Origin of the sequence: Nostoc sp. C110 (assembly GCF_043099725.1) — a bacterium.
GTDB classification, from domain to species: domain Bacteria; phylum Cyanobacteriota; class Cyanobacteriia; order Cyanobacteriales; family Nostocaceae; genus Nostoc; species Nostoc muscorum_A.
Map to the genome: position 1 here is coordinate 739,017 of NZ_CP171148.1, position 24,988 is coordinate 764,004.

At 43.6% G+C, this 24,988-nt stretch carries 13 protein-coding genes; 5 read left to right on the forward strand and 8 right to left on the reverse strand.

Annotation, left to right across the window (positions count from 1 at the left end):
* The first annotated feature begins 450 nt into the window (after window positions 1-450).
* From ACFFRD_RS08945 to ACFFRD_RS08955, 3 genes are all read left to right on the forward strand, one after another.
* Entirely contained in the window at window positions 451-1,974 is a 1,524-nt protein-coding gene (locus ACFFRD_RS08945) for an efflux RND transporter periplasmic adaptor subunit (protein WP_392481206.1), read from the forward strand.
* Between the two features lie 68 nt (window positions 1,975-2,042).
* Window positions 2,043-5,297, forward strand: coding sequence for an efflux RND transporter permease subunit (locus tag ACFFRD_RS08950; protein ID WP_392481207.1), 3,255 nt, complete (start codon window positions 2,043-2,045; stop codon window positions 5,295-5,297).
* Window positions 5,298-5,650: 353 nt separating this feature from the next.
* Window positions 5,651-6,310, forward strand: coding sequence for a hypothetical protein (locus tag ACFFRD_RS08955; protein ID WP_392481208.1), 660 nt, complete (start codon window positions 5,651-5,653; stop codon window positions 6,308-6,310).
* 122 nt (window positions 6,311-6,432) lie between these two features.
* Here the strand turns inward: ACFFRD_RS08955 and ACFFRD_RS08960 are convergent, their stop codons facing one another.
* Window positions 6,433-7,491, reverse strand: a complete 1,059-nt coding sequence (locus tag ACFFRD_RS08960; RefSeq protein ID WP_392481209.1) for a glycosyltransferase family 4 protein — start codon at window positions 7,489-7,491, stop codon at window positions 6,433-6,435.
* A 606-nt stretch (window positions 7,492-8,097) separates the two neighbouring features.
* Between ACFFRD_RS08960 and ACFFRD_RS08965 the strand changes: the two genes are divergently transcribed.
* On the forward strand, window positions 8,098-12,705 hold the full coding sequence (locus ACFFRD_RS08965; RefSeq protein ID WP_392481210.1) for a DUF4347 domain-containing protein: 4,608 nt from the start codon (window positions 8,098-8,100) through the stop codon (window positions 12,703-12,705).
* A gap of 560 nt (window positions 12,706-13,265) precedes the next feature.
* Window positions 13,266-14,549, forward strand: a complete 1,284-nt coding sequence (locus tag ACFFRD_RS08970) for an aspartate aminotransferase family protein (RefSeq protein ID WP_392481211.1) — start codon at window positions 13,266-13,268, stop codon at window positions 14,547-14,549.
* A 58-nt stretch (window positions 14,550-14,607) separates the two neighbouring features.
* Here ACFFRD_RS08970 and ACFFRD_RS08975 read toward each other — a convergent pair whose 3' ends face one another.
* The 7 genes from ACFFRD_RS08975 to ACFFRD_RS09005 form a co-directional block, all read right to left on the reverse strand.
* A complete protein-coding gene (locus tag ACFFRD_RS08975; RefSeq protein ID WP_392481213.1) occupies window positions 14,608-15,216 on the reverse strand; it encodes a DUF4129 domain-containing protein in 609 nt (202 codons plus the stop codon).
* A gap of 99 nt (window positions 15,217-15,315) precedes the next feature.
* On the reverse strand, window positions 15,316-15,804 hold the full coding sequence (locus ACFFRD_RS08980) for a DUF2243 domain-containing protein (protein WP_392481214.1): 489 nt from the start codon (window positions 15,802-15,804) through the stop codon (window positions 15,316-15,318).
* A 137-nt stretch (window positions 15,805-15,941) separates the two neighbouring features.
* On the reverse strand, window positions 15,942-16,334 hold the full coding sequence (locus ACFFRD_RS08985) for a pentapeptide repeat-containing protein (protein ID WP_190934688.1): 393 nt from the start codon (window positions 16,332-16,334) through the stop codon (window positions 15,942-15,944).
* Window positions 16,335-16,801: 467 nt separating this feature from the next.
* On the reverse strand, window positions 16,802-17,239 hold the full coding sequence (locus tag ACFFRD_RS08990) for an Rrf2 family transcriptional regulator (RefSeq protein WP_012411254.1): 438 nt from the start codon (window positions 17,237-17,239) through the stop codon (window positions 16,802-16,804).
* Window positions 17,240-17,592: 353 nt separating this feature from the next.
* Window positions 17,593-18,942, reverse strand: coding sequence for an ATP-binding protein (locus ACFFRD_RS08995; RefSeq protein WP_190961096.1), 1,350 nt, complete (start codon window positions 18,940-18,942; stop codon window positions 17,593-17,595).
* A gap of 129 nt (window positions 18,943-19,071) precedes the next feature.
* Window positions 19,072-22,152 (reverse strand): beta-phosphoglucomutase, encoded by a 3,081-nt coding sequence (gene pgmB, locus ACFFRD_RS09000; protein ID WP_392481215.1) that lies wholly within the window; start codon window positions 22,150-22,152, stop codon window positions 19,072-19,074.
* Between the two features lie 409 nt (window positions 22,153-22,561).
* Window positions 22,562-24,979, reverse strand: coding sequence for a sucrose synthase (locus tag ACFFRD_RS09005; RefSeq protein WP_392481217.1), 2,418 nt, complete (start codon window positions 24,977-24,979; stop codon window positions 22,562-22,564).
* Between the last annotated feature and the right edge of the window lie 9 nt (window positions 24,980-24,988).

The window sequence follows — 24,988 nt, forward strand, 5'->3', positions numbered from 1 at the left end:
ACATTATAGACACAATTAAGCAATAAATCTTTAACATTCTTAATAAAATAGTAAATACCCGTAATACCTGCCAGTTATAGTAGAATAAATTGAGTAGGTAAAAACAAGGGTAATTATTGTAATACTGCCCAAATTATGATATTCAGCAAAAAAGCTTCATATCTTTGGAAAAAACCAGCTTTCTCCTCTGGGTAGATTCCAGAAAAATGACAAATATTTATACTAAAGTTTATAATTTGTTAACTGCAAGAAGATTATCTACCTCTGCGTAAGAAGTAGAACGGTGAGAAGTTTTGGAATTTTGTGGGAAAACAGTAATTTTTGAATCAAAAATTACTGTCATACAGCTTATGCTTCATTCTCGCCGTTTTTTGTTAATGATATCTCTCAAAATTACTTGGTAAAACACGGCTGTTTAACCCCAAAAGCTCCCCAATAAGAGAAAAACAGATGATTTTGGAAAAAGATAAGCCGCACAAACAGGTGAAAATGAAAGATCCCGTAGTCGCTAACCAACTAATAATTATCCAGTTAGATTCAGTTGTGAAAACTGAGGTGGCGACCGCAGATTTCAAAAGTAGACTTCTTGCAAACAGTACTTGTGCAACAGGTGGCAAAGTGAAAGGGGAAAATTCCTTTTTTTCCTCCACTCCTGTAAGAAGTTTATTAATTTCCTGTTTTGTAGCTATAGGATTGCTGACGGCGAGTTGCGGTTCGTCGCCCAAAGAATCAGCAGATGCACAATCTCAAAGTCCTGGTAATAGGGAACGTAGTCGGGTAACGCCTGTAGATGTGGCGATCGCTAGAACTGACTTGCTCGAAAAACAACCAGAATATACAGGTAATACAACACCCTTCCGCATCGTATCACTGCGATCGCAGGTAGAAGGTCGCTTGTTAGCCTTGAACCTTGATGTGGGCGATAGAGTTAAGCTTGGGCAAAACGTCGGGCAGTTAGATGATGCCATACTTTCGACTGAATTAAAGCAAGCAGAAGCAGAACTAGCAGCCCTGAAATCTGAAGTAGCCAGGGCAAACAATCAGGTAAGCAATGCCCGTGCTGACGTTGAACGGGCACGGCTAGAAGTGGTACAAGCTCAGGCAGATTCAGAACGGCAACAGAGGTTGTTTAAAGCCGGAGCGATCGCTGAACAAACTGCCCAACAAGCACGCACCCAGTCCAAAACAGCAGCCCAGGCACTGCGGGCAGCCCAAGAGCAAGTCCGTACAGAACAGCAAGCCGTTGCTGCCGCCGAAGGTAGAGTTTTGGCCCAACAGGCATTGGTTGCCCAAACCAAAGAACGCAGGTCTTACGCTCGGCTGACATCTCCCATCACTGGCATAGTTACAGAAAAGGTGACAGAACCAGGCAATCTTCTGCAAGCAGGTAATGAAGTCGTAAAGATTGGCGACTTTAACCGTGTCAAAGTCGTTGTGCAAGTTTCTGAATTAGAACTAGCACAAATTCAGGTTGGACAGTCTGTACAAGTTCGCTTAGATGCCTTTCCCAAGGAAACATTAATTGGGAGAGTTACGCGGATTTCTCCAGCTGCCGATGCTACGGCTCGCTTAATACCTGTAGAGGTAGTGATTCCCAACGCTCAAGGCAAGATTGGCAGTGGGCTGCTGGCACGAGTCAACTTTGAAAACCAGACTCAACAGCGTGTAGTCGTACCGCAAACAGCTATTCAGAAACAAGCAGGGAGCAACAACTCCAAGACTACAGATAAGTCTCCCCAGTCCAACGCAGCTAATACTGCCGGGGCAGAAAATCCTGCTGGGACGCTATTTGTGGTGAGAGAAACAGACGGCACGAAAGTGGCAGCGCGTGCTGTGACATTAGGAAAAAGAGCCGATGGCAAAGTGGAAATTTTATCTGGCTTGCAAGCTGGAGAGCGCTATGTTGTTCGTAGTGGTAAGCCGTTAAAAGAAGGTGACACTGTAAGTCTTTCAATTCTTTCAGAAAAGCAATAGTAGGGTGAGCAATAGCCACCATACTTGCAAAAAAAGCACTCAGTAACCAGACCTTATCACTTAGTATCATGCAACAGGCAAATAATAATGGCAATGGCGGATTTAGCCTTAGTGCGATCGCTATCCGCCAACACATTGGCACACTTATGCTTACCGTGGCAGTAGTTGTCATTGGCGTATTTTTTCTCACAACGATCCAAGTCGATCTCCTACCAGCAATTACCTATCCACGAATTGGGGTTCGGCTAGAAGCTCCTGGTATTTCACCAGAAGTAGCAGTAGATGAAATTACCAGACCCTTAGAAGAAGCTTTAAGGGCAACTGAGAATGTAGTACAAGTTTTTTCCCGCACCCGTGAAGGGCAGGTAAGCCTCGATTTATACTTCCAACCAGGAGGCGATATTGACCAAGCCCTAAACGATGCTACTGCTGCTTTTAACCGAGGTCGAGGACAACTGCCAGATACGATAGAGGAGCCGCGCTTATTTAAAGTCGATCCTTCCCAATTGCCGGTTTATGAATTGGCGCTGACATCTGCTTCGTTACAAGGTAAAGATTTACGCGTATTTGCTGATGAAGAGTTAACGCGTGAACTCAGTGTAGTGCCAGGAGTCGCCTCAGTTGATGTATCTGGTGGTGCTGAGGAAGAAGTACGAGTGCTTGTTGACTTAAACCGATTGCAAGCCTTGGGTGTCGGGTTAAATGATGTCTTAGATCAATTAACAGCCCGTAACCAAGATACTTCTGGTGGTCGGATTCTGGGGCAAAATTCCGAGCCATTGACTCGGACTGTCGGACGTTTCCAAAATGCCAAAGAAATTGAAAACCTCTCTGTAGAAGTTTCCTCCCCTGTCTCCCCTGCACCTTCGCGCCGTGTCTACTTGCGAGACTTTGCAGAGGTAATTGACGATACAGAAGAACAACGAGTATTTGTCTACCTCAACCGTCAGCCTGCTGTGAAATTTTCAATTCAAAAGCAGCCTGAAGCCAACACAATCACAGTTGTAGATGCTGTCAAGCGGCGAATTGAACAATTACGACAATCGGGTTTAATTCCAGCAGACATGACTCTGAGTCCCACCACAGATGAATCTGTCTTTATCCGTAATTCTTTAAATGATGTCATTTTTTCGGGGATTTCTGGGGCATTGTTAGCAGCAGCAGCAGTGTTGTTATTTTTAGGATCGTTCAGACAAACATTGATTATCAGTTTGACGATTCCCCTGTGTACTCTGGCAGCGATCGCTTTAATGAAAATCTTTGGCTTAACTTTGAATGTTTTTAGTTTGGCAGGTCTGACATTAGGAGTCGGTCAAGCAATTGACACATCGGTTGTGATTTTGGAGAACATTTCCGAAAAAACAGGGATGACTCCCAATCAAAAAGAGATGGAAGCAGAAGGGCAGAGGAGAAATTCAAAATTCTTTATTGACAGTGCGATCGCAGCTTCCCAAGAAGTAGAATCTGCTTTAGTTGCTGCTACAGGTGCTAACTTAGTTTCTGTAGTGCCATTCCTCTTAATTGGCGGCTTTATTGCACTGCTATTTAATGAACTGATTCTGACAATTAGCTTCGCAGTCGCAGCTTCCCTTGTCGTCGCCATCACAGTCGTGCCGATGCTATCTTCTCGACTCTTGGGAATTCGCTGGTCTAGTCGGATCAGTGAATTTTGGCTGCTTAGACAGTTTAATCACCGATTTGAAGATGCTACGCGGGGATACAGTAACTTCTTAACCAAAGTTTTACGCTATCGGCTCCTCGTCGTTATTGCTGCTTTGGTAATTTTAGGCGGCAGTAGCTTCTTTATGTTTGGTCAAATTCCCCAAGAAATTTTACCCCGCATCAGTACTGGTCAAGCTACCTTGAGAGCGCAGTTTCCTCCTGGTACACCTTTAGCAACTTCTGAAAAAGTTATGCAAATTGTCGATGACATTTTGCTCAAACAACCAGAAACTGAGTCAGCTTTCACAACTGTGGGTGGTTCTTTGTTTGGTAGCAATACTACAGAAAATCCTTTACGTGCCAGTAGCACCATAAATCTTAAACCAGGTACAGATGTCGAAGCTTTCGTCAAAAAAGTAACTCAGGAATTTAACAAACTCAACTTAGCAGGAATTCTGCTACGCCTCAACCCTGGTCAGGTACGGGGTTTAATCTTGAGTAATTCTCCAGTGCAAGGGTCAGACGTTGACGTGATTCTGCAAGGTGAGAATGAAGAAAACCTAACGCAAGCAGGCGCACAAGTGCTGCAAGCATTACAAGAAAGGGCAAAATTAGCGACATTCCGACCAGATGCCGATCCTCGACAACCGGAAATCCAAATTCGCCCCGACTGGGAAAGGGTTTCAGCTTTAGGGTTGAGCGCTCAACAAATTGGTGCAACAGTTCAAACAGCAATTGAAGGTTCAGTGCCGACGCAAATTCAACGCGGTAATCGTTTAGTTGATGTGAGGGTGCAGCTAAATAAGGAAGCGATTGCGCGTCCTTCTCAGCTAGAACAATTACCGCTATTTACAGAAAATAATCAACTAATCCGGCTTTCAGATGTTGCGAACATTCAAGAAGGTCAAGCGCCTGGTGAGGTGCAACGGATTAATCAGCGCCAAGCTTTTATTGTGGCAGGCAATCTCAGCGAGGGAGCTAGTCTTGGTGAAGCGATCGCAGAAGTCAATGAGGTACTCAAGGATGTAGACTTACCTGATGGCGTTTCAATTGTGCCTAGTTCTGCTCAAGAAACTAATCAGCAACTTCAGGATGCTTTAAAAACCTTGGGGGCGTTGACGGTATTCTTAATCTTTGTAGTTATGGCGGTGCAATACAATTCGCTGATTGACCCGTTGGTAATTATCTTCACCGTCCCACTGGCATTAGCTGGGGGAATTTTTGGACTTTACATTACTCAAACTGCAATTGGCGCAACTGTAATTGTTGGTGTCGTCCTGTTGGTGGGAATTGTGGTGAACGCAGGGATTCTCATGGTAGAACTGGCGAACCAAATTCGGGATGAAGTTGGTTGTACTCGCCAAATTGCGATCATGAAAGCTGCTCCTCAACGCTTGCGCCCAATTATCATGACCACAGTCACTACTATCTTGGGATTGTTCCCTTTAGCATTAGGTATTGGCGAAGGTTCTGAGTTTTTGCAACCTTTAGGGATTGTAGTTTTCTTTGGGATGGCGATCGCAACAATGCTGACATTATTTATCATCCCCTGTTTTTATATCCTGCTGCACGATTTGCTTGGTGGGAATTGGGCAAAGCCAGTGTTAATCCGGTTACGTGGATTTACGAAAAAACTCATTTCCATCACGGATAGGGATTAAATTTTTCAACACCCTAGACAGTGAAATTTAAATTAACGCGATCTACCAACAAGTTTTTTCGTTGGCAGATCGCGTTTAACGCATTTTATTTACATATATCGTCTAATTTGTCAATCAATAAGTTCTAATTTAGATTTTTGATAAAGATTGCGTGAAATTACTAGTTATTGTGATAAAGCATTACAAGAATTGCTTTATAAATCAACATACGAGTATATGTAAACTCACTGAGCAGGCACACATTAACCGCTATTTATCTAGCAAATAGATAGCAGTTCAAAAGTGAGGTTTTGCTGTTTGATTTAACTCACGCAATATAGCATTCTCTCAATCAATATGAAGAGGACAGAAATATGACTACAAGCGTAACCAAAATAGCCTTGTCTCTTCTAGGAGCAGCAGGAATTAGTTTTTTATCTTTGACACCAGCGAGAGCCGTTATCTTGGTAGAACCCATTGTAACGAGTGTGAATGAAGATATATTCAACACGAAAAAGCCAAGAATCCTTACAGATTTTCAACCAGGACAAGTAATAGAATATGGTGTGCCAGATGTAGCTAATAACTTTCTAAATAACACTGGATACGATATAGAAAGCTTGGTCTTTGATTTAAAAACGCCGTTCTATACTAATCCAGATTCGACTCCAGCATTTGATAATGAGCCTGTAGAGTGGGGAGATGTAAATGGAGATGGAAAGATCGGTTTATCTAATAACCCCGATCTAAAGGATATTTTTACAGACATTACCATCAGTGGTAGCACTATTACTTTTAGTGGTGGTGTAATCCGAAACGGAAGCATTTTTTACAATCCCTTCGCTACACTACCAAATCTAGCACCCGGTGCTGGAATCATTCCAGCAATAGCAGCAGATCAAACAGATAAAGATGGGCCTATTAGAGTCGCATCTTATTACACAGCCATTCCTGAATCAACTAACGTTTTGGGTGTAGTGGCCCTTGGTGCTTTAGGTGTAGCTTTAAAATTAAAGCGATCGCTACACTATTAACACTTTCTATCATCCTTTGTGACTGGGAGCTGGGCATGAGGGGAGCAGGGGAGGCAGGGGAGCAGGGGAAGCAGGGAAGAAGAACTATTAATTAGTGTCCAATTCCCAATTCCCAATTCCCTTTAACCTGTAATTAACTCACGATAGACTGCTAGTGTTTCCTGATGAACACGGGCAACACTTAACCACTGTAGGTTTTGATTTGCCCGATTCTTCCACTCATGCAGCATATCGGCATTACTCAGTAATTGCACTAAAACCCCAGCTAAAGCATTACTATCTTTTGCTGGCACTAAAAGACCTGCTTGCCCATTATCCAAAGCTTCAGGAATCCCATCTACTTGAGTGCCAACGATCGCAGTCCCAGCTTCCCTAGCTTCCGAAAGTACTAGAGGGCAAGGATCGCGATGAGAAGCCAACACAAATATGTCACAAGATATCAGGTAGCGTTGAGGTTGCGGCTGGAAGCCTTCAAAATGAATTCGTTCTTTTACAGAAGTTGCTTGTGCTTGTGCCTCAAATAGCTGTTTATCAGGGCCATTTCCTACCAAATAAAGATGCGCTTGGGGAAAATCTGGAGCAATTTTTTCAAAGGCAGCAATTAACTCAGCGATACCTTTGCGTTGATACATTCCTGCTACAGTAGCGATCGCTGGACGTTGTAACCCTAAAGGTTGATAATCTTGTATTTGCCGAGTGCGGGGGCTGCCCAAAGTTCCATTGCATACTACCCGCAACTTGTTTTCTGGGATACCGCGTTTTGCCATAGAATCTCGCACCGCCTTGCTAACGGCAATTACTCTATCAGCTAAACCCATCAGCAGACTGGAACGCTGAAATTCATTGTGGACTGTGGAAACTAAAGTATATTTATTTCCTTGAAAAATGCGTGCTAAGATTACCCCCGTCATCATGTGAGCATGAACAATATCTGGCTGAAATTCTGCTGCGATCGCCCGGTAACGCACAGCCGCTTTGATAATACTGTTCGGTTTTCTAGTTTGGTCTAGTTGGTAGTGTTTGACACCACAGTTATTTAATAATTTCTCATATTCACCACCAGCAGAAATAACCGCTACCTCATAACCAGATTTTGCCTGTAAACAAGCCAGATCCACAGCCACATTCACAATACCGTTACCTATTTCTTGAACGTGGTTCAAAATATGTATAATTCGCATAATCTTTGAGATATGTATAAAATTAAGATAAGTAACTGGGAGTAAATCAATATAATCATTGATGTCTTCAGCGACGACTCAAGAGTAATTAGTAGTGCATAAAATTGACCACTTGCTACTGAATAAGAACGCTTCTAACGAGTTACTTAGCTTAAAGACTTATTCAGTAACGGCTCGATAAATCTGGGTAAAACTCCAAAATTCTCAAGACTGAATCTGCTATTTCATTCCCTATAGTCTTATTTTCGATTCCGCCGATAGCGACGACAGCCATACATACTATGTTTTGAAGGGACTCAGCACGAATAGTAAGCTGTCCCACATTGAACTTGAACTTCCATCATGAGGGCGCTGATGTTGCCCACCCGACAAGAGTTATGTTTAGTTTGGTTTAGATGTTTTCTAGCTTAGTGACTTTAGCAATTTAGTAAAACTATATACTTACATCGCTTTACAAAAGCAGCAACTTGCGTGACGATAAGAAAGAAATTAATAGTAAAAATAATTCCCTATTACTGTTCTTAATTGTGTGAAAACTCGTAATGACAAGGCTTCAGTCAGTTTGAGTTGACCTCATAACCTTAAACCTTAGCTTGAAGTAAAAAAATGGCAACGCTACATACCCCATACTTCCAAGTAAATTCCTTAATTCCCACACATTACACACGCAACCTGGTTTTTATCGACATGGCTGTGGAAGACTATCACAGTTTAGTCAAAGGTGTTATTTCCAACACTGAGGTGTTCGTAATCGATCCAACACAGAACGGTGTTGAGCAAATTACGGAGGTTTTGGCGACTCGTGCTAACCAGAATCTTAGCAGCATTCATATTGTTTGCCACGGTCTTCCTGGTAGCTTGCAACTGGGTAACACCCGGTTGGGACTTGATACCCTTGATGAATATACTCAGCAACTACAACAGTGGCAGAAAATATTTACCGCCTCATCAAAAACCGTTGGGTTATCGGTTGAATCTGCTACAGAATCTCCAGCTAAATTACTCATCTATGGTTGTAACGTAGCTGATGGTGATGCGGGGGCAGAATTTATTGCCAAACTGCACCAACTTACAGGAGCGAATATTGCCGCTTCCCGTCAGCTTACAGGCAATGCAGCACTGGGCGGCAATTGGGATTTGGAAGTCCGCACGGGTGATATGGAAGTAACTTTAGCGTTTACAGAAACGGCGCAGAAAGCTTACACAGGAGTCCTGGCAACCTTTACGGTAGATAGTACTGGGGATGCAGATGATGGGAATCCGAATAATCATGTCACTACCTTACGGGAGGCTATTAACTTAGCTAATGCTGCTGCTGGGGATGATACGATCGCCTTTGGGAAAATCTTTACTGATGCTACCCCAGATGTAATAACCCTCACCTCTGGAAAACTGACCATTACCGATGATATTACTATCCTGGGAACTGGCGCATCCAAACTTACTGTGAGTGGGAATAATGCCTCCAGAGTATTCGAGATATCGGGAACAGCGACAGGTGTTAATATTGATGGTTTGGCGATCGCTAGCGGCGGTATTCAAGTCAATTCAAATTCCATCCTCAGCCTGACAAGAAGCAGAGTTTCTGGCAATACACAGGAAAGCGGCATCTCTAATAACGGCATCCTCAGTCTGACGGGAAGCAGTGTTTCTGGTAATACCAAAGGCGGAATCTATAACGGTGGCATCCTCAGCCTTAGAGAAAGTCGTGTCTTTGGCAATACGGGTGACTTCGGCGGTGGCATCTATAATGACGGTTCCAACGCAAACATTGGTAATCTCAACCTCACAGCAAGTACAGTCTCTGGCAATACGGCAAACTATGGTGGCGGCATCTACAACAAAGGCGGTACTCTCAGCCTAACGACAAGTACTGTCTCTGGTAATAAGGCAAACTATAACGGCGGCGGTGTCGTTAACGCAGATGATGGTACTTATTTTGGTGGTTCAGCTACTCTAACTAACAGCACCATCTCAGGCAATACAGCCAATGACGAAGGCGGTGGTATATATAATGGCGGCAGCTACACAAATAACGACAATCTCACTCTGATCAATACCACAATTACTAACAACACAGCCGACTCAGATAGCAATGGTGTTGGTAATGGTGGGGGTGTTGCCAGCTATGGTAGCCCCATGAAAGTTAGTAACACCATCATTGCAGACAACTTTGACAAGTCCCTTGCCGATAATATACAACCTGACGTGTCCGGTAGCGTCACTGACTTTGGTAATAACTTGATTGGCGATGCCACTGGTAGTATTGGCTTTACCACCAGCACTCTCATTGGCACAACCGCCAACCCCATTGACCCAAAACTCAGTTCGCTGCAAAATAACGGTGGTGCAACCTTTACTCACGCCTTACTTGCAGATAGCCCCGCTCTTAATGCTGGCAATAATTCTCTAGTTCCTCCTGGTGTAACTACCGATCAAAGAAGCGCTGGATTCGACAGGATATCTGGTGTTGCAGTTGATATTGGTGCTTATGAAGTCCAGCCTAGTATAATTACGCCACCTGATAATCCCAATCCCCTCGTCCCCACCATCAGCATCATCGCCACTGATAACACTGCTGATGAAAACAGTGGGAATAGTGGTACTTATCGCGTTAGCCGCAGCAACAGCAATGGGGCATTAACAGTCAACTTCTCTGCCAATGGCAATGCGAGTATTGCAGACTACAACCTAAGCGTGGGTGGCAAACCTGTCATCGGCAACAGTATTGTGATTGCTAATGGGCAAAGCTATGTAGATATCACTTTGATACCTGTCAACGATATTCAGGCAGAAGCGGCGGAAAATCTGACTCTCAACTTGGCAGCAGATTCGGCTTACCAAATCGATAATGTGAATTATACCGCCACAGTAGCGATCGCAGCCAATGATTTAGTCGTCACTAATACCAACGATTCTGGAGATGGGTCGTTGCGGCAAGCTATCCTCAATGCTAATGCTACTGCTGGGGCAGATATTATTACCTTTGCAGGAGTTTTTGGTGATAAAACTCCAGATATTATCACCCTCACCACCGATAAACTCACAATCACCAATGATATTACCCTTTTGGGGACTGGGGCAGCAAACCTTACCGTGAGTGGAAATAATGCCTCTGGCGTGTTTGAAATATCAGGAACAGGGACAGATACCAACATTAATGGCTTGAAGATTGCTAATTCTAACGATGCGTTTGGCAGTATTTTGATTAATAACAATACTAGCCTTAACTTGACGGGAAGCATCGTCTCTGGCAACAAGGGAACAGTAGGCGGCATCTTTAACAAAGGTACTCTCAGCCTCACTAACAGCACTGTCTCTAATAACAGTGGGTCATCCTTCGGCGGAGGCATATTTAACAAAGGCAACCTCAGCATCACTAACAGCATTGTCTCTGATAATAGTGCATCTATCAGTTACTCCTCAGCCTTCGGTGGTGGCATATTCAACACAGGTACTCTCAGCATAACGGGAAGCACTATCTCTGGTAATGGGGCTTCCGCCAGTGGTTTGAATCGTTATGGGCCTGACCCTTACCCGTCCTACGGTGGCGGCATCTATAACTCTGGCAGTGTCAGCTTGAGTAATAGTACTATCTCTGGTAATTCAGCACTTTCTGGAGGTGGCATATCTAACTCAGGTATCTTGAACATCACCAGCAGTACTGTCTCTGGCAATAAGGCAAGTGGAGGGAACGGTGGGGGCATCTCTAGCTCAGGCATCCTCAATCTGAACAGCACCACGATTACTAATAACACCGCAGAAGACCTTTACAACTGGGGGGGCGGCACTGGTGGAGGTGTTTCTGGTGGCGGGACTATCAACGTTGGGAACACCATTATTGCAGGCAACTTCAACAACAGGAATCTTTATGGCGGTGATATCAACCCCGACGTTTCCGGCGACTTCATCGATGATGGTAATAACCTGATTGGGGATAACACTGGTAGCACTGGTTTTACTAGCAGTAGCAGTATCGTTGGCAACAGCACCAACCCAATCGATCCCAAATTTAGCCCATTGCAAAATAACGGTGGTACAACCCTTACCCATGCCTTATTTGAAGATAGTCCCGCCATTAACGCTGGTAACAATGCCCTGATTCCGGCAGGTATTATAACAGACCAGCGCGGCATGGGATTTGACAGAATATCTGAGGGTAAAGTTGATATTGGTGCATTAGAGTTCAACGGTTTGATCGGAACTAGTGGCGCTGATAATCTAGTGGGAAACAACTACGCTGAAATAATTTATGCTAAAGCTGGGAACGACATTATTGCAGGTAATCAAGGCAACGATATTTTAACTGGTGGCGGTGGCAAGGATAAATTTGTTTACAACTTAGGTGACGGTGTTGATACCATTACCGATTTTGGTGGATTAGGTAAAGGCTCAAATCCATCAGCAGCAATCATTGGCGAATTGGATACCCTGAAATTTCAAGGGGCTGGATTGACTGCCCGAAATTTACTACTTACCCAGAATGGTAATAATCTGGAAGTTACTTTTGAAGGGGTGGCTGATGACAAAATTATTCTGCAAAACTTTGCCTTAGAAAACCTAGACAACCTATTAACTCTGGGCAATATCCTGTTTGATGGGCAAACCAAAATTCGTGACAGCTTTGATGTCTTTAATGCCAACTCTACCCAAAGCACCATCTTCAACAAAAATACAGTCACCTTTTTTAATGACCTAAACAACAATGTCAATGGCTTTGACAACTCAGCTGATTTTATTAATGGTCAAGAGGGAAATGACCGCATTGATGGCAAGAGTGGCAACGACCTACTACGGGGTGGTGAAGGTAACGACACCCTGCTTGGCAGTCTAGGTAATGATAGCCTTCTCGGTGGTGCTGGAAATGATAGCCTTCTTGGTGGTGCTGGCAATGATATTCTTATTGGTGGTTCAGGTAGCGATAACTTGACTGGCGGGAGCGGTTATGACCAGTTCATCTATCAAACCTTGAGCGATTCCGATGATACAATCACTGACTTTGATCCGAGCCAGGATAAGTTAGTCTTTACTGACCTGTTTAAGAGTCGGGGCTACAGTAGTAGCAACCCCATCTTAGATGGCAATCTACAATTTGTGCAATCGGGTACTTCTACACTAGTTCAAGTCCTTGGTTATTATTCTTTTTACACCTTCGCAACTTTAGATAATTTCACCGCGACAAATCTAGTAGTTGGTGGTAATGTTTTTGTCTAGCACTCAGATTTAGCATAGTATGGCGGGAATACACTTTTAGCGGACACCATAACTAGAGACTCCGGTAAAAACATATACCGTCGTAGTAGCGTGGCAAGACTAAAATAGTGCATTAGACGTAAGCTGTTAAGCATTTAATTTGCACATTGAGATCGCAGGGGGGCAGGGAGCAAGGGAGAGGGTTTGCAGGCGTGCTAGTAGGTTGGGTGGAGTGAAACGCAACCCAACATTACCACCTTATTTATGTTGGGTTATGCGATCACTGCACCCAACCTTGTATCTTAGAAATATTTGACCAGTCAGGCTTGAACATCAGTGAGAAAAATCTCTAGACTTACCCAAGACTTGCGATGCCTAGTTTGGGCTGCATCTACGCAAATTGGCTATCGCTCAGACTCTTGCACAAGTGTTAAAGTCCAAAGTTTTTTCACCACCGCCAAGGTTATATAAGCGTTACTCTAAGAAGAAGTCCGAATTGTGATAAATAAAAAGTATTTTTTAGGGATTTCTAGGAAACTAGTAAATAACTATATAATGAAAAACTTTCAGGAGGAGCGGTAGTGAGCCTACAAACTCTCGTTGACCAAGCCACCATCTCCCCAGATTCAGGGTCTGTAGCATCTAGTCCCTTTGATGCAGATAGCTTCAATGAAGCTGTCATGTCTACCTACGGTCGGTTTCCTTTAGCTCTGGAACGGGGTGCTGGATGCCGGGTTTGGGATACACAGGGGCGAGAATATCTGGACTTTGTAGCGGGAATTGCCACTTGCACTTTGGGACACGCCCACCCAGTTATGGTAGAAGCGGTAACACGCCAAATTCAGAAGCTGCACCATGTCTCTAATTTGTACTATATTCCTGAACAAGGTGAATTGGCAAAATGGCTTGTTGAACATTCTTGTGCCGATCGCGTATTTTTCTGCAACTCTGGAGCTGAAGCTAACGAAGCTGCAATTAAACTGGCGCGGAAATATGCCCACACAGTATTAGACATTGAAAAACCAATTATTTTAACCGCCAATGCCAGTTTCCACGGGCGGACTTTGGCCACCGTTACCGCTACAGGACAACCGAAATATCAAAAGTATTTTGATCCTTTGGTTCCTGGGTTCTACTACGTAAATTACAACGATATTAACGCTGTGGAAGTGGCGATTAGCGAGTTGGATGAAGGTGATTACCGGGTAGCGGCAATTCTGATTGAGCCATTGCAGGGAGAAGGCGGTGTGCGTCCGGGAGATGTTGCCTATTTCAAAAAGCTCCGGCAGATTTGCGATGAAACTGGCATTTTATTGATTTTTGACGAAGTGCAAGTTGGTATGGGGCGCAGTGGCAAATTATGGGCTTACGAACATCTTGGCGTTGAGCCGGATATCTTCACCAGTGCCAAAGGCTTAGGTGGCGGTATCCCTATCGGTGCAATGATGAGTAAGAAATTCTGCGATGTTTTTCAGCCAGGGGAACACGCCAGCACTTTTGGCGGCAATCCTTTTGTGTGTGGTGTAGCACTCAGTGTTTGCCAGACATTGGAACGGGAAAATATTTTGCAGAATGTGCAAGACAGGGGTGAACAGTTGCGATCTGGGTTGAGAGCGATCGCAGCGAAATATCCTCAGCAAATTGGCGAAGTTCGGGGTTGGGGTTTAATCAACGGTTTGGAGTTGCGAGCCGATATCCAATTAACCGCAGCAGATATTGTCAATGCTGCCATCAAAGAGGGTGTATTACTAGTACCAGCCGGGCCAAAAGTAGTCCGGTTTGTGCCACCGCTAATTGTCACAGAGGCGGAAGTAAACACTGCCTTAGAAGCTGTAGAAAAGGCGATCGCTACTCTCACAAAGTAGACAATCTGAAAAAAAATTATAGATAGTAGGGGCGCACAGCAGGCTGTAAGCCCCTTTTTCATTCTGGGGAAATTTCCCGATAAGCTTGCCGACACTGCTCATAATTGTCTGGCAAAATCTCGGCATCCCCAAAACATAATTGTTCGTGAGTGGTAATTAAAGTTTCGTAAGGCTGTATGGGAGTTACAGATGATCGCAGTAATTGCAGATATTCTCCATCTGTACGGCTGAGTTTGTGGGGTGCGATCGCTTTTTGATGCAACTGCTGCAACATTGCTAAATAGACACAACGGCAAGCCTCACGGTAGTTACCTTGACGATAAAATTCTTGCGATCGCTCCAACAAAAGTGCTATGGATGACTCATTAGAGCGAGTTTTTGCACGAAAATCAGTCAGATTTCCACTTCTATTCAGCCAAGAATATACATAAGGGCTGAATTCCCGCCATAATTGCCAACCTACCCAAACTATAAATAAGCCAATTACCAGCCAAAACAGAAATTTCAGCAACTCACCTAACCAAGGGCTAATCGACCATCCATTAGGCAATTCTGGTAGAGTTTTCTCAAAGCGGTAAAACTGGTATTCCCACCATTCTCCCGCTTGTTGTTGAAATTGGGAAAGCTGCCAACTCCAGCTAGTTTTTTCAAAAGTATCTGTAGGCATAGGGGGGGAGTGGGGAGCAGGGGAGGTGTGGGAGGTGTGGGAGGCAGGGGGAGAAGAACTATGATTATTAACCCATGCCCAATGCCCAATGACTAATGACTAATGACTCTTGACTAATGACTCCTTTTTTATCATTATCCAGCCGATAACAACAAGTAGCGCACCGAATGCCAGAAATCCTAGATCCCAAGCTAACTCATTTGGGCCTGATTTCACATGATGAACACCGAGAATTTGGTGGTCAATTAAACCTTCAACCAAGTCGAACAACCCACTACCAATCAGTATTGATCCAATAAAGGTCTGTGATGACCAAGGAACATCATCACGCCGTCCAGCACGCCATAGTAACACAAGTCCAGTCGCGGTGAATACCCAATCTAAGGTATGAAAGAACCCATCCCACACCATGTTCAAATCGATATTCGCTCTGTTTGTCAGAGGTCGAATGCTACTAAGCATGTGATGCCACTGGAGGATCTGATGCAGTAAAATTCCATCAATAAACCCCCCAAGACCCACACCAAGAAAAATCCCAGCAGTAATTAATGGTGCGCGTCGGTTGATGGTTCCACTTTTTGCCTCCATTGTCAACCTCATAGATAGGCTTTTTCACCAAAATACAACTCTTTTGGCAAAAATATCTTCTACCTTGAGGCAAGTAGGGTCATTGAAGGAGGTAGGAGGGCAATATTCTTCTCTTTTGAACTGGTTATATTGTTAAATTAATCTTCAACTTTTATTTGCATACCAGCTTTCACTGGGTCGAAATCTTGGGGAAAATGGGTGCTGCGATCGTAGTCTGCTTTTTCCAGCTTTGCTCCTTTGAGATCGGCTTGGCGGAGATTCGCTGACATCAACAATGCTCCCCTAAGATCGGCATCCCTCAGATTAGCTTGTTCGAGATCGGCGAAACTCAGGTCGGTTCCCCTGAGATTAGCGCCACTTAGGTTAGCTTCACTCAAGTCAGCATAACTCAGGTCACATCCTTTCAAGTTAATGCCTTGCAAATCGGCATCACCCAGTTCTGCTTTACTAAAGTCCCGTTTTCCTGCTGCATAACTCTCCACAAGAGTAGCGGCAGTATTTATGGGCTGTTGAGAATTAACTTCAGGCATATAACAGCCTCACATGTTGTCTGGTTATTAATATTAATAAGGATTACATCACAAAAAACGTCTAACTAGACAATTGAGATAGCAAATTTTTCAAAACTATCTTGCTTGAGGTGTAGTTGAACTGAACTAGTTACTCAAAATTTTCTTCTTTCGACTATATTTTTTGTAAAAAATATTTTATATTATGCCCGTCTGATTACTTACTAAACCCACGAAAGGCAACTTTGCCAAAGCTATACTTTGTCTGTATAGAAGTAGCAGATTAGAGGCTCTGACCTAGTGATACATTTAGCCAGAGCCTCAATGAATACATTCCCATACGGTGTATGGGAACGAGCAAAGCCTCATCAAGCTAGATTTTTATTACTTGTGTAGACACCGTAGGCTAAAAAAAGGCTAAATATGGTCAAAGCGGAAATAACTATGAATTCAAGACAAAGGATGAAAATTTTCCCACTTCACCCTTTCTAAATGTAATACATGAGTTCCTTCTGCTTTCTTAGCGATCTTCGTTCACAAAGGTCTTGGAGTGTATATTTTTCCAAAACGGAGTTAGCAGCTTGACGTGCTTCCTGCCAGACTTCCTGAATTAGCTCACCTTCTACCGTGTTGGGAGTCGGCTCAGAATCAGATACAACAATATCTGACCCTTCCATGCAGCTAAAAGCATCTAACACTGTAATCTTTCCAGGGTCTCGTGCCAAAACATAGCCACCTTTGGCTCCACGTATACTTTTAATTAAACCTCCACGTCTTAATGTTGCCAGAAGTTGTTCCAAATAGCGGTTTGGTATATCTTGTAAGACCGCTATTTCTCGAATTTGCAGCGCTTCACCCTTAGGGTAGCAGGTTGCTAACTCTAACAGGGCTAGAAGTGCGTATTCTGATTTGTTAGAGATTACCACAGGCGTAATATTTGAAACTCACACTTAAATATACAAAGTCCTTGAGTTTGTTTCCCTAAGCTATTGTTAAGAAAAACTTTACAATCAACTAATTGTTGACCGGCTAACTTTACTTTAAATACCTTTTAGTATAGAAGCAATTACTTTTTGTTTTGAATTCAATAAATAAAAGTGATTAATTATTGTACGGTCTTCCTCGGTTGAAAGTGGTTCAAAAGCTTCGTATATCTAGCTTGAAACCCAATGTTGTCAGAGTTTGTTAGCCTGAAATTGGGGGTCTATGCATCCATTGGAAGGCAAGAACATTCAATCGCCAACTAATAAGAAATAAAAAGAAGCATTAGTACAAGCGACTATACATACAAATTTCTCGAAAATGGCAGGATGACTGTAAAGGTAGTTCCTGCATCGATCGCACTTTCGACAATAATCTCGCCGCCATGTAAATCTACAGCCTGCTTGACGATGGACATCCCTAATCCCATTCCTGGGATATTACCTGTATTACTGGCGCGATGGAAGGGTTCAAATATGTGTTCAATGTCAGCAGGAGGAATGCCAATACCAGAGTCTTGAGTCTGGAATATAGCTCGCTCGTTGGCAGTGGTTACAGAAAACTTAACTGTGCTACCAATGGGAGAGTATTTTAGACAATTCGAGAATAAATTAGTCAATATTTGTCGCAGTAGTTTAGCGTCTAGGTTAGCTGAGGTACATTGGCACTCACTGCTAAAAACGATCGCATGTTGGGAGCGATCGCTCTGTTCTAATTCTTCTAATAGATCGCGGCAAAATTCGACCAAATTTAGGGGTGTTGGATTAAACTCTAACTTGCCTGTTTCATCCTGATTCAGCACCAGTACATCATCCAGCAACTGGGTTATATGCATAACAGATGTTTGAATGCGACGTAGGTGAATCTGTTGGCGCTCGTCGCTCCATAGATGGCGATAATGTTCTAGTAGTTCTGCTGAAGAGTGGATGGTAGCCAAAGGGTTGCGAAACTCATGAGAGGCGGTGGTGAGCAATCGGGATGTAAGTTCACTAAACTCTCTTTCTTTGGCAAGCGCTAGTCGCATCGCCTCTTCTGCCCATTGCAGCTTGGCTTGAATGCGCTTGCTTTCGCTAATATCGCGCAATAGCCAACGCAGACCAACTAAGTTACCTTGTTGATTACGGATAGCAGCCACCTTCATCGCAGCAACAATGGGTGTTTTGTTACGTGGCCGCATATTTGCTTCCCACTCTTGCATTTTCCAGTCTGGAGTTTCGGCGCGATCGCTCAGATGAGTCAGTTTCAAATGAAAAGCAATCAGTTCTTTCTCAAGCACAAAAATTCCTAAAGGTTTGCCCAACAGGAAATTCTTTGAGATGTTCAACATATTCTGGGCGGCAGAATTAGCTTCCTGAATTACTCCTCTTGGATCAGTTACCAAATAGGCATCTGGTACTTCCTCAAACAATTCTTGGTAGCGTTGACCTTGTGCTATCAAAGACTGTTGAGCGTTAAATAATTCTTCATTCTGTTGCTGTAAGTCTTCATTAGCTATTTGCATTTCTTCCAAAGCTAGGTAGAGTTCCTTGAATACATCTGTGATGAATTCAATATCTTCCTGTGCTTTTTGCTGTTCACTCTGGCGTTGCAAAAGGGCGACGCGCTTACGCATAAGCTCTATCTGTAAGGCTAAATCGTCCAAATTCACGCTCTTACTCCTAATTTGGATATCTAAAGTTGAGTTTTATTTTAGATTCCCTTCTTGGACGATCTTAGCTTTATATCTCCTGGTCTAAACGCAAGGGGTTTTACGCATACGCATCACACTTCATAAATTTTATTTGGAAGTCCCTGAATGTTTTTGTCTGGCAATGTCACTCAATTTGGCTCTTAAATCTGCCCATTTGATACCTTCTAGGCTGGGTAAGACAACATGAGCGGCTCCAACTCGTTCAACGGGGCCAAGTCCTACTGCCCACATTCCAGCAGCTAGAGCCGCTTCAATGCCTGCTGCGGCATCTTCTACAACTACAGATTGTGCTGGTTCAAGTCCTAGCTGTTTGGCTGAGTACAAAAATAGATCGGGTGCTGGTTTGGGTTGCTGTACACTATAACCGTCTGCGATCGCATCTACTTTATCAGCAATGCCCAATCGCTCGATTACTGTGCGGGCATTTTTGCTGGCTGAACCAATGCCGATTTTAATCCCAGCTTGGCGCAGTTCATCCAAAAACGCGATCGCACCTGGCAACAAATCCTTGGATGTCATATTTTGAATCAATTCCACATAGTAGCGATTCTTCCGCTCCATCATCTCTTGGATTTGTGCTTCCGAATATGGTCTATCCCCAAGAATCAGCATCAGAGAAGCACGACGAGACACACCCCGCAGCGCTTCGTTATCCTGCCGATTAAACGGTATACCCTCTTCATCTGCTAACTTCTTCCAACCTAGATAATGAAGTTCTGCTGTATCTGTCAGCACACCATCTAAATCGAAAATGAATCCTTGGATGTTGAGGGACTGGGAATTCGGGATTGGGGAAGATGAGACAGATAAAGAAGAATCACTCCTGCCCCCTGCCTCCTGCCCCCTGCCCCCTGCCCCCTGCCTCCTGCCTCCTTTCTCCTGCCCCCTGCCCCCTGCCTCATTTGTGGGATTTGGGGATAGGGAAAGTTGGAGATATTCTAGTTGACGAGTTATATCTTGGGGGATTTGTCCCTTGCGAAGATCGAAATCGTGCCATTTATTGCCCCAATGCAGTTTAAACTTTAGGCGCGTCCAGCCATCAGGCAGATGGGGGTTAGCTACTGGGCCATTTTCGGTGATTTGGATGCCACCGAATCCAAAAATTACAGCTTGCCAAATGCCACCAGCACTAGCACCATGAATTCCATCGCTGGTGTTACCTCGGTTATCTTCAAGATCCACCATTAATGCGTGCAGAAAAACTTCGTAAGCTTCGGTTGATTTGCCCAAATCGGAAGCTAAGATGGCGTGAACTGCTGGGCCAAGGGAGGAACCATAAGTAATATCGGTACGGGGTGCGTAGTAATCCCAGTTTGCCTGCAATGCTTTTTCGCTGTAGGGAAAATCTGCTGATTCTCGCATTAAATAAAGAAGCATCAATATATCTGGTTGTTTGATTACTTGATATTTGTTGATTTTCTCAACACCCAAGATCGGTTGCATAGAGCGATCGCGTGGTTCGTAGTCTGCTAAATTTATATCTTCTAATTGGAAAAACCCTTCGCACTGCTCAATGAGTTCTGTTAATGGGTCATAGAGAAACAATATTTTGTTGATAATATCTTGCCAGTGCGATCGCTCTTGGACGGTGAGTTGTAGTTTTTCTTCTAATTCTCTGGCTCGTTCGGGGAATTTTTGAACCAACCAATCATAGACTGCGATCGCTTTCTCTAAATGCCATTGCGTCATCCGGTTTGTAAAGGCGTTGTTGTGAACGAGTTCATGGTATTCATCCACTCCGATCACGCCGCGAATTTCATACTGTTGACGCTCAGGATTGAATTCTACCCGACTGGCCCAGAAGATAGCGGTATCTAAGATGATCTCTGCGCCGCACTTTTGCATCCACTCATCATCACCAGTGGTTTGCCAATAATTCCAAGCGGCGTAGGGGATATCTGCATTGATATGAATTTCGCGATCGCGACACCAAATCCGCACGTCTTCACCATAAAAATCATTTCCGAGTGCCCAACGTGGTGTTACTTCATCTCCAGTATCAGCACTTTCCCAGGCAAACATTGCCCCTTTATAGCCGTAATGGGCCGCTTTGCGTCTAGCTCCTGGTAAGGTGTGCCAACGGTAAGTAAGTAAGTTTCGAGCGATCGTTGGCTGGGTAAATATAAATAGGGGCAGCATAAAAATTTCTGTATCCCAAAATATATGACCGCGATAGCCAAACCCCGAAAGGGTTTTAGCAGGAATGCTCACCCGATCATCATTGCGTGCGCCAGCAATCAGCAGCTGAAACAGATTGTAGCGAACAGCAAAAGTTGCTGTGCTATCCCCCTCAATCAGGATGTCACTTTGCTGCCAAACCTCATCCCATGCCTGCTGATTGGCTTTTTGTAGTGTTGCGTAGTCTGGGAGGTGTGCGAGTTTTTCTTGAGCGGCTGAGACTGGGGTATCAATCTCACGTGAGGTAAAAACTGTCACTAATTTTTCTACTGTTACGGTCTGTTGCGTCTTAGCTAAGAAAGTAGTGCTTAAGGTTGGATAACCAGGTGCAGTATTGACTTGCAAAGATGCTTCAGCACCTAATATTGTCACCTTAGCTCCCATACCAAGTTCAATTCGGGAGTGGCGGGTGCGGCGTTGCAACCAGATTCCCTGGTCAGTTTTGCCCTGATCTAGTCCTTCCCAGTGATTGAAACCCTGATTTTCAGGATAGCCGTTGATACTTGCTTGAATTTCGATTAACCCATCAAAATCTATTGGCGTTAAATGGCAGCGTAGCGCCAACACGTGTGGATCTGCGAGACTGGCAAAGCGTTCAAAGCTGATGTCTATGGTGTTTCCACTAGGAGAACGCCAACGCAAAGCCCGGATGACTAATCCCTGACGGAGATCGAGTTGGCGATCGTAGCTCAATACCTCACCTTGATCGAGACGGAAGCGATCGCCATTCACAATTACTATCAAGGGTAGCCAGTCAGGGCAATTTACCAGTTCCGTGTAAACTACCGGCACATCGTCGTAGACACCGTTGATAAAAGTAGCTGGTAATGAATGAGGATACCCTTCCTCAAAACTACCTCTTGTTCCCAAGTAGCCATTACCGATTGTAAAGACGGTTTCTTTAGATTGCAATTGGTCAGGATCAAACTGGGTTTCGATTAATATCCAGTCTGTGTAAATAAAATGGCGAGAACGGTCTTTTGTTTGCATAAAGTGGGGAGTAGGGAATTGGGAATTGGGAATTGGGAACTTGTACTGAGCGTAAAGCCTACGGCATAGCTTCGCTTAACGCGTAGCGTCTCGTAGAGAAGCTGAAGTATTGGAAATTGGGAAATTTGATTTAGAGGTGGATTAACGGAGTTTAGAAGTGGATTAATTACTTATTTGAGCCTAATGTTTCAATTTGTAAGAGGTTGTTTGAAAAGTGATGTGTTGTGATTAATCACATTTTTACCCCCCTTAATCCCCCCTTATAAAGGGGGGAAACCGGAAAATCCAGTTCCCTCCCCTTGGAAAGGGGAGGGTTAGGGTGGGGTAAAAATATTTGATACACTACTACAGACTTTTCAAACATCCTCTAACACCTCCTAATAGACTCAAAATCCCCATCCAGTCACAATTACGAATTAGCCCCCATGTGCTTTTCTAAAATCTTTTCGGCTCTAGGTTTATAAATGAGATGGAATAATGTTTCCATATAGCGATCTCTGGCTTCGTTATTTTCTGGTGCAACAAAGTTCCAAAAAGTAAACATTTTTGCCAGTAGTAGTAATTGATTACTATGTAAATGCCAATTGTATCGGTTATGAACTCGCTGACTCATCCACTCTGAAACTTCGTACCAATGTTCAGGATGAGTATTGCATTGGTCAATAAAATCTAAAATTTTCTTTGCTGTTTCTAACAAATCTGTAGGATTAACATTAAATTCTTCCTCTTGGTTTTCGATAATTTCTAAAGAACCGCCAAATTGAGTAGCAAAAGTTGGCAAGCCAGAAATCATTGCTTCCAAAATGCTCCGTCCAAAGGATTCAAAGCGGGCAAAGTGGACAGAAATTCCCTGACAATCTGCAATTACTCGGTAGGCTTCGCCAAGGCTGCTGCTAGAAATACGCATCCCCAGCCAGCGAATCTTACTATGGAGATGATATTCATCAATAATATTGTGGAGTTTTTGGATTTCTTCTGCTTCTTCTGGGTTTGTAGCTTCATCAGGATGCAGTTTACTACTCAAGAGGATCAAGTTACAATGCTCTTGCAACCTCTGACTTTGACCAAAGCACTCAGCTAATCCCGCAAGATTTTTGATTGAACTGATGGAACTAACGGAAAAGATTGGTCGCTTATTAGGGCTATCTAAATGACCCAATATTTGGGTATCTTCGCGGTTAAAGAGTAAGTCGTGAATTTCTGTACAAAGGTTAGAATCTCGGTTTTCTTTCTGGCTATAGGGAAAGAAAATACTTTCATTTACTCCCGGTGGTACTAAGTTGAATTTGGGACTAAACAAATCAATCCCATCAACTACGTGATACAACTGCGGCATAGTAAAGCATTTATACGATTCGTATTGACCTATAGTGTCTGGTGTGCCGACAATTTCTTGATAGGAGGATGTGATGATAAAGTCGGCTGCATTCATGCTAATTAAATCAGCAGTGAATTGTGCAGAGAAGTGGTATTGATTTTCTAAATCTTGCCAATATAAATTACTAAATAGATATTTAGGCTTTTCTAAAGAATGGGCAATATTGCACTGGGTAACTTTCATCCGGCGAGATAAAAGAGAAGCTACTAAGTTACCGTCGCTGTAATTGCCAACAAGAAGATTAGGTTTACCTTTGAATTGAGTTAGTAATTCTTTTTCTGCATCTAAAGCAAATTGTTCTAAATAAGGCCAAATCTCAAATTTAGAAATCCAATTGTTAGTAATTTCTGGATTGAATTCACCAAAAGGAACGCGCAATATCCAAGCATTTTCAGTATCTTCGACTTTTTCTAGGGGCAGGTAGCAAAATGTCCCTTCACAGTTAGGAATTAGTCGGGTGAGAATAATTACATGGGGTTTGATACCTAGCTGGTCTAGTCCGGCGAGTTTGATTTGTTCGCGCAGTTCGTTTTCTAAGCTGCGAGCTTGTTCGAGGACGTAGATAACTTGACTAAGTGTTTCATCTCTTCCGACAACATCTTCCTGTCCAACCCAGCCGTGGATGGAAATGAGGACGACACGAAAAACGGCGGGGACGCGGGCCACAAATGCTTCTAATATGCCCGGTTCTGGAGAGTAAATCAGTCGGTCGAGGAGTTCTAGGGTTTCGGAGACTCGCGCCGCAGTGTTACCCCAACCTGGCTCAAAGCCGAGTTCTTGGAGGTCTAAGCGGAATTTTTCATAAGGTTCATCAGGCGATCGCTCATTCAGTAATTTGAGCGCTAGCTTAATTTGTTTGGCTAAATGAATACCGGAGGGAATGCGATCGCTCAACAGCAGCCGAATCCCATCATGTTGTAGCCCCTGTAATGCTTTAAACAACATTTCTACCCAATATTCGGGGTCAGCCAACAATTGATTGCACAGGTAACGGTTAAGGTAGGCTAAACCTTGACCAATATTTCTGGGGTCGTCAATTCTTGGAGAATCCTCGTAAAAGGGGTGGAGGTCAATTTCGAGGATACCGGGTTGGTAGCGGTTGACTAGGCGATCTCTTACATCTAACAGCGCTTGTTGCGTCATCTGCTCGAAGCTATCCAAATTGGCTGTCAATCGCCAAACTTCCTGGTTAGCAATCGTGGGTCGAATCACGAACCAAGTACTTTCTTGTTCAATAATTATTTCGTGAGTGTACTGTATCAGTTTGCCAATAGAAGAAGAGTGGTAAAAATAGGCTGGCTTTTGGGATTCATGACAGTAATCGGCAAAAGCTTGCAAAATCTCATTTCTTAGTAAGTAACGCTTACCTGAAGCACTCAACGTATAAATCAACTGATGTAGAGCAGTTTTTTCATCACCGTTGAAGACAGCTTGAACTAGTTCATACATGATGACGAA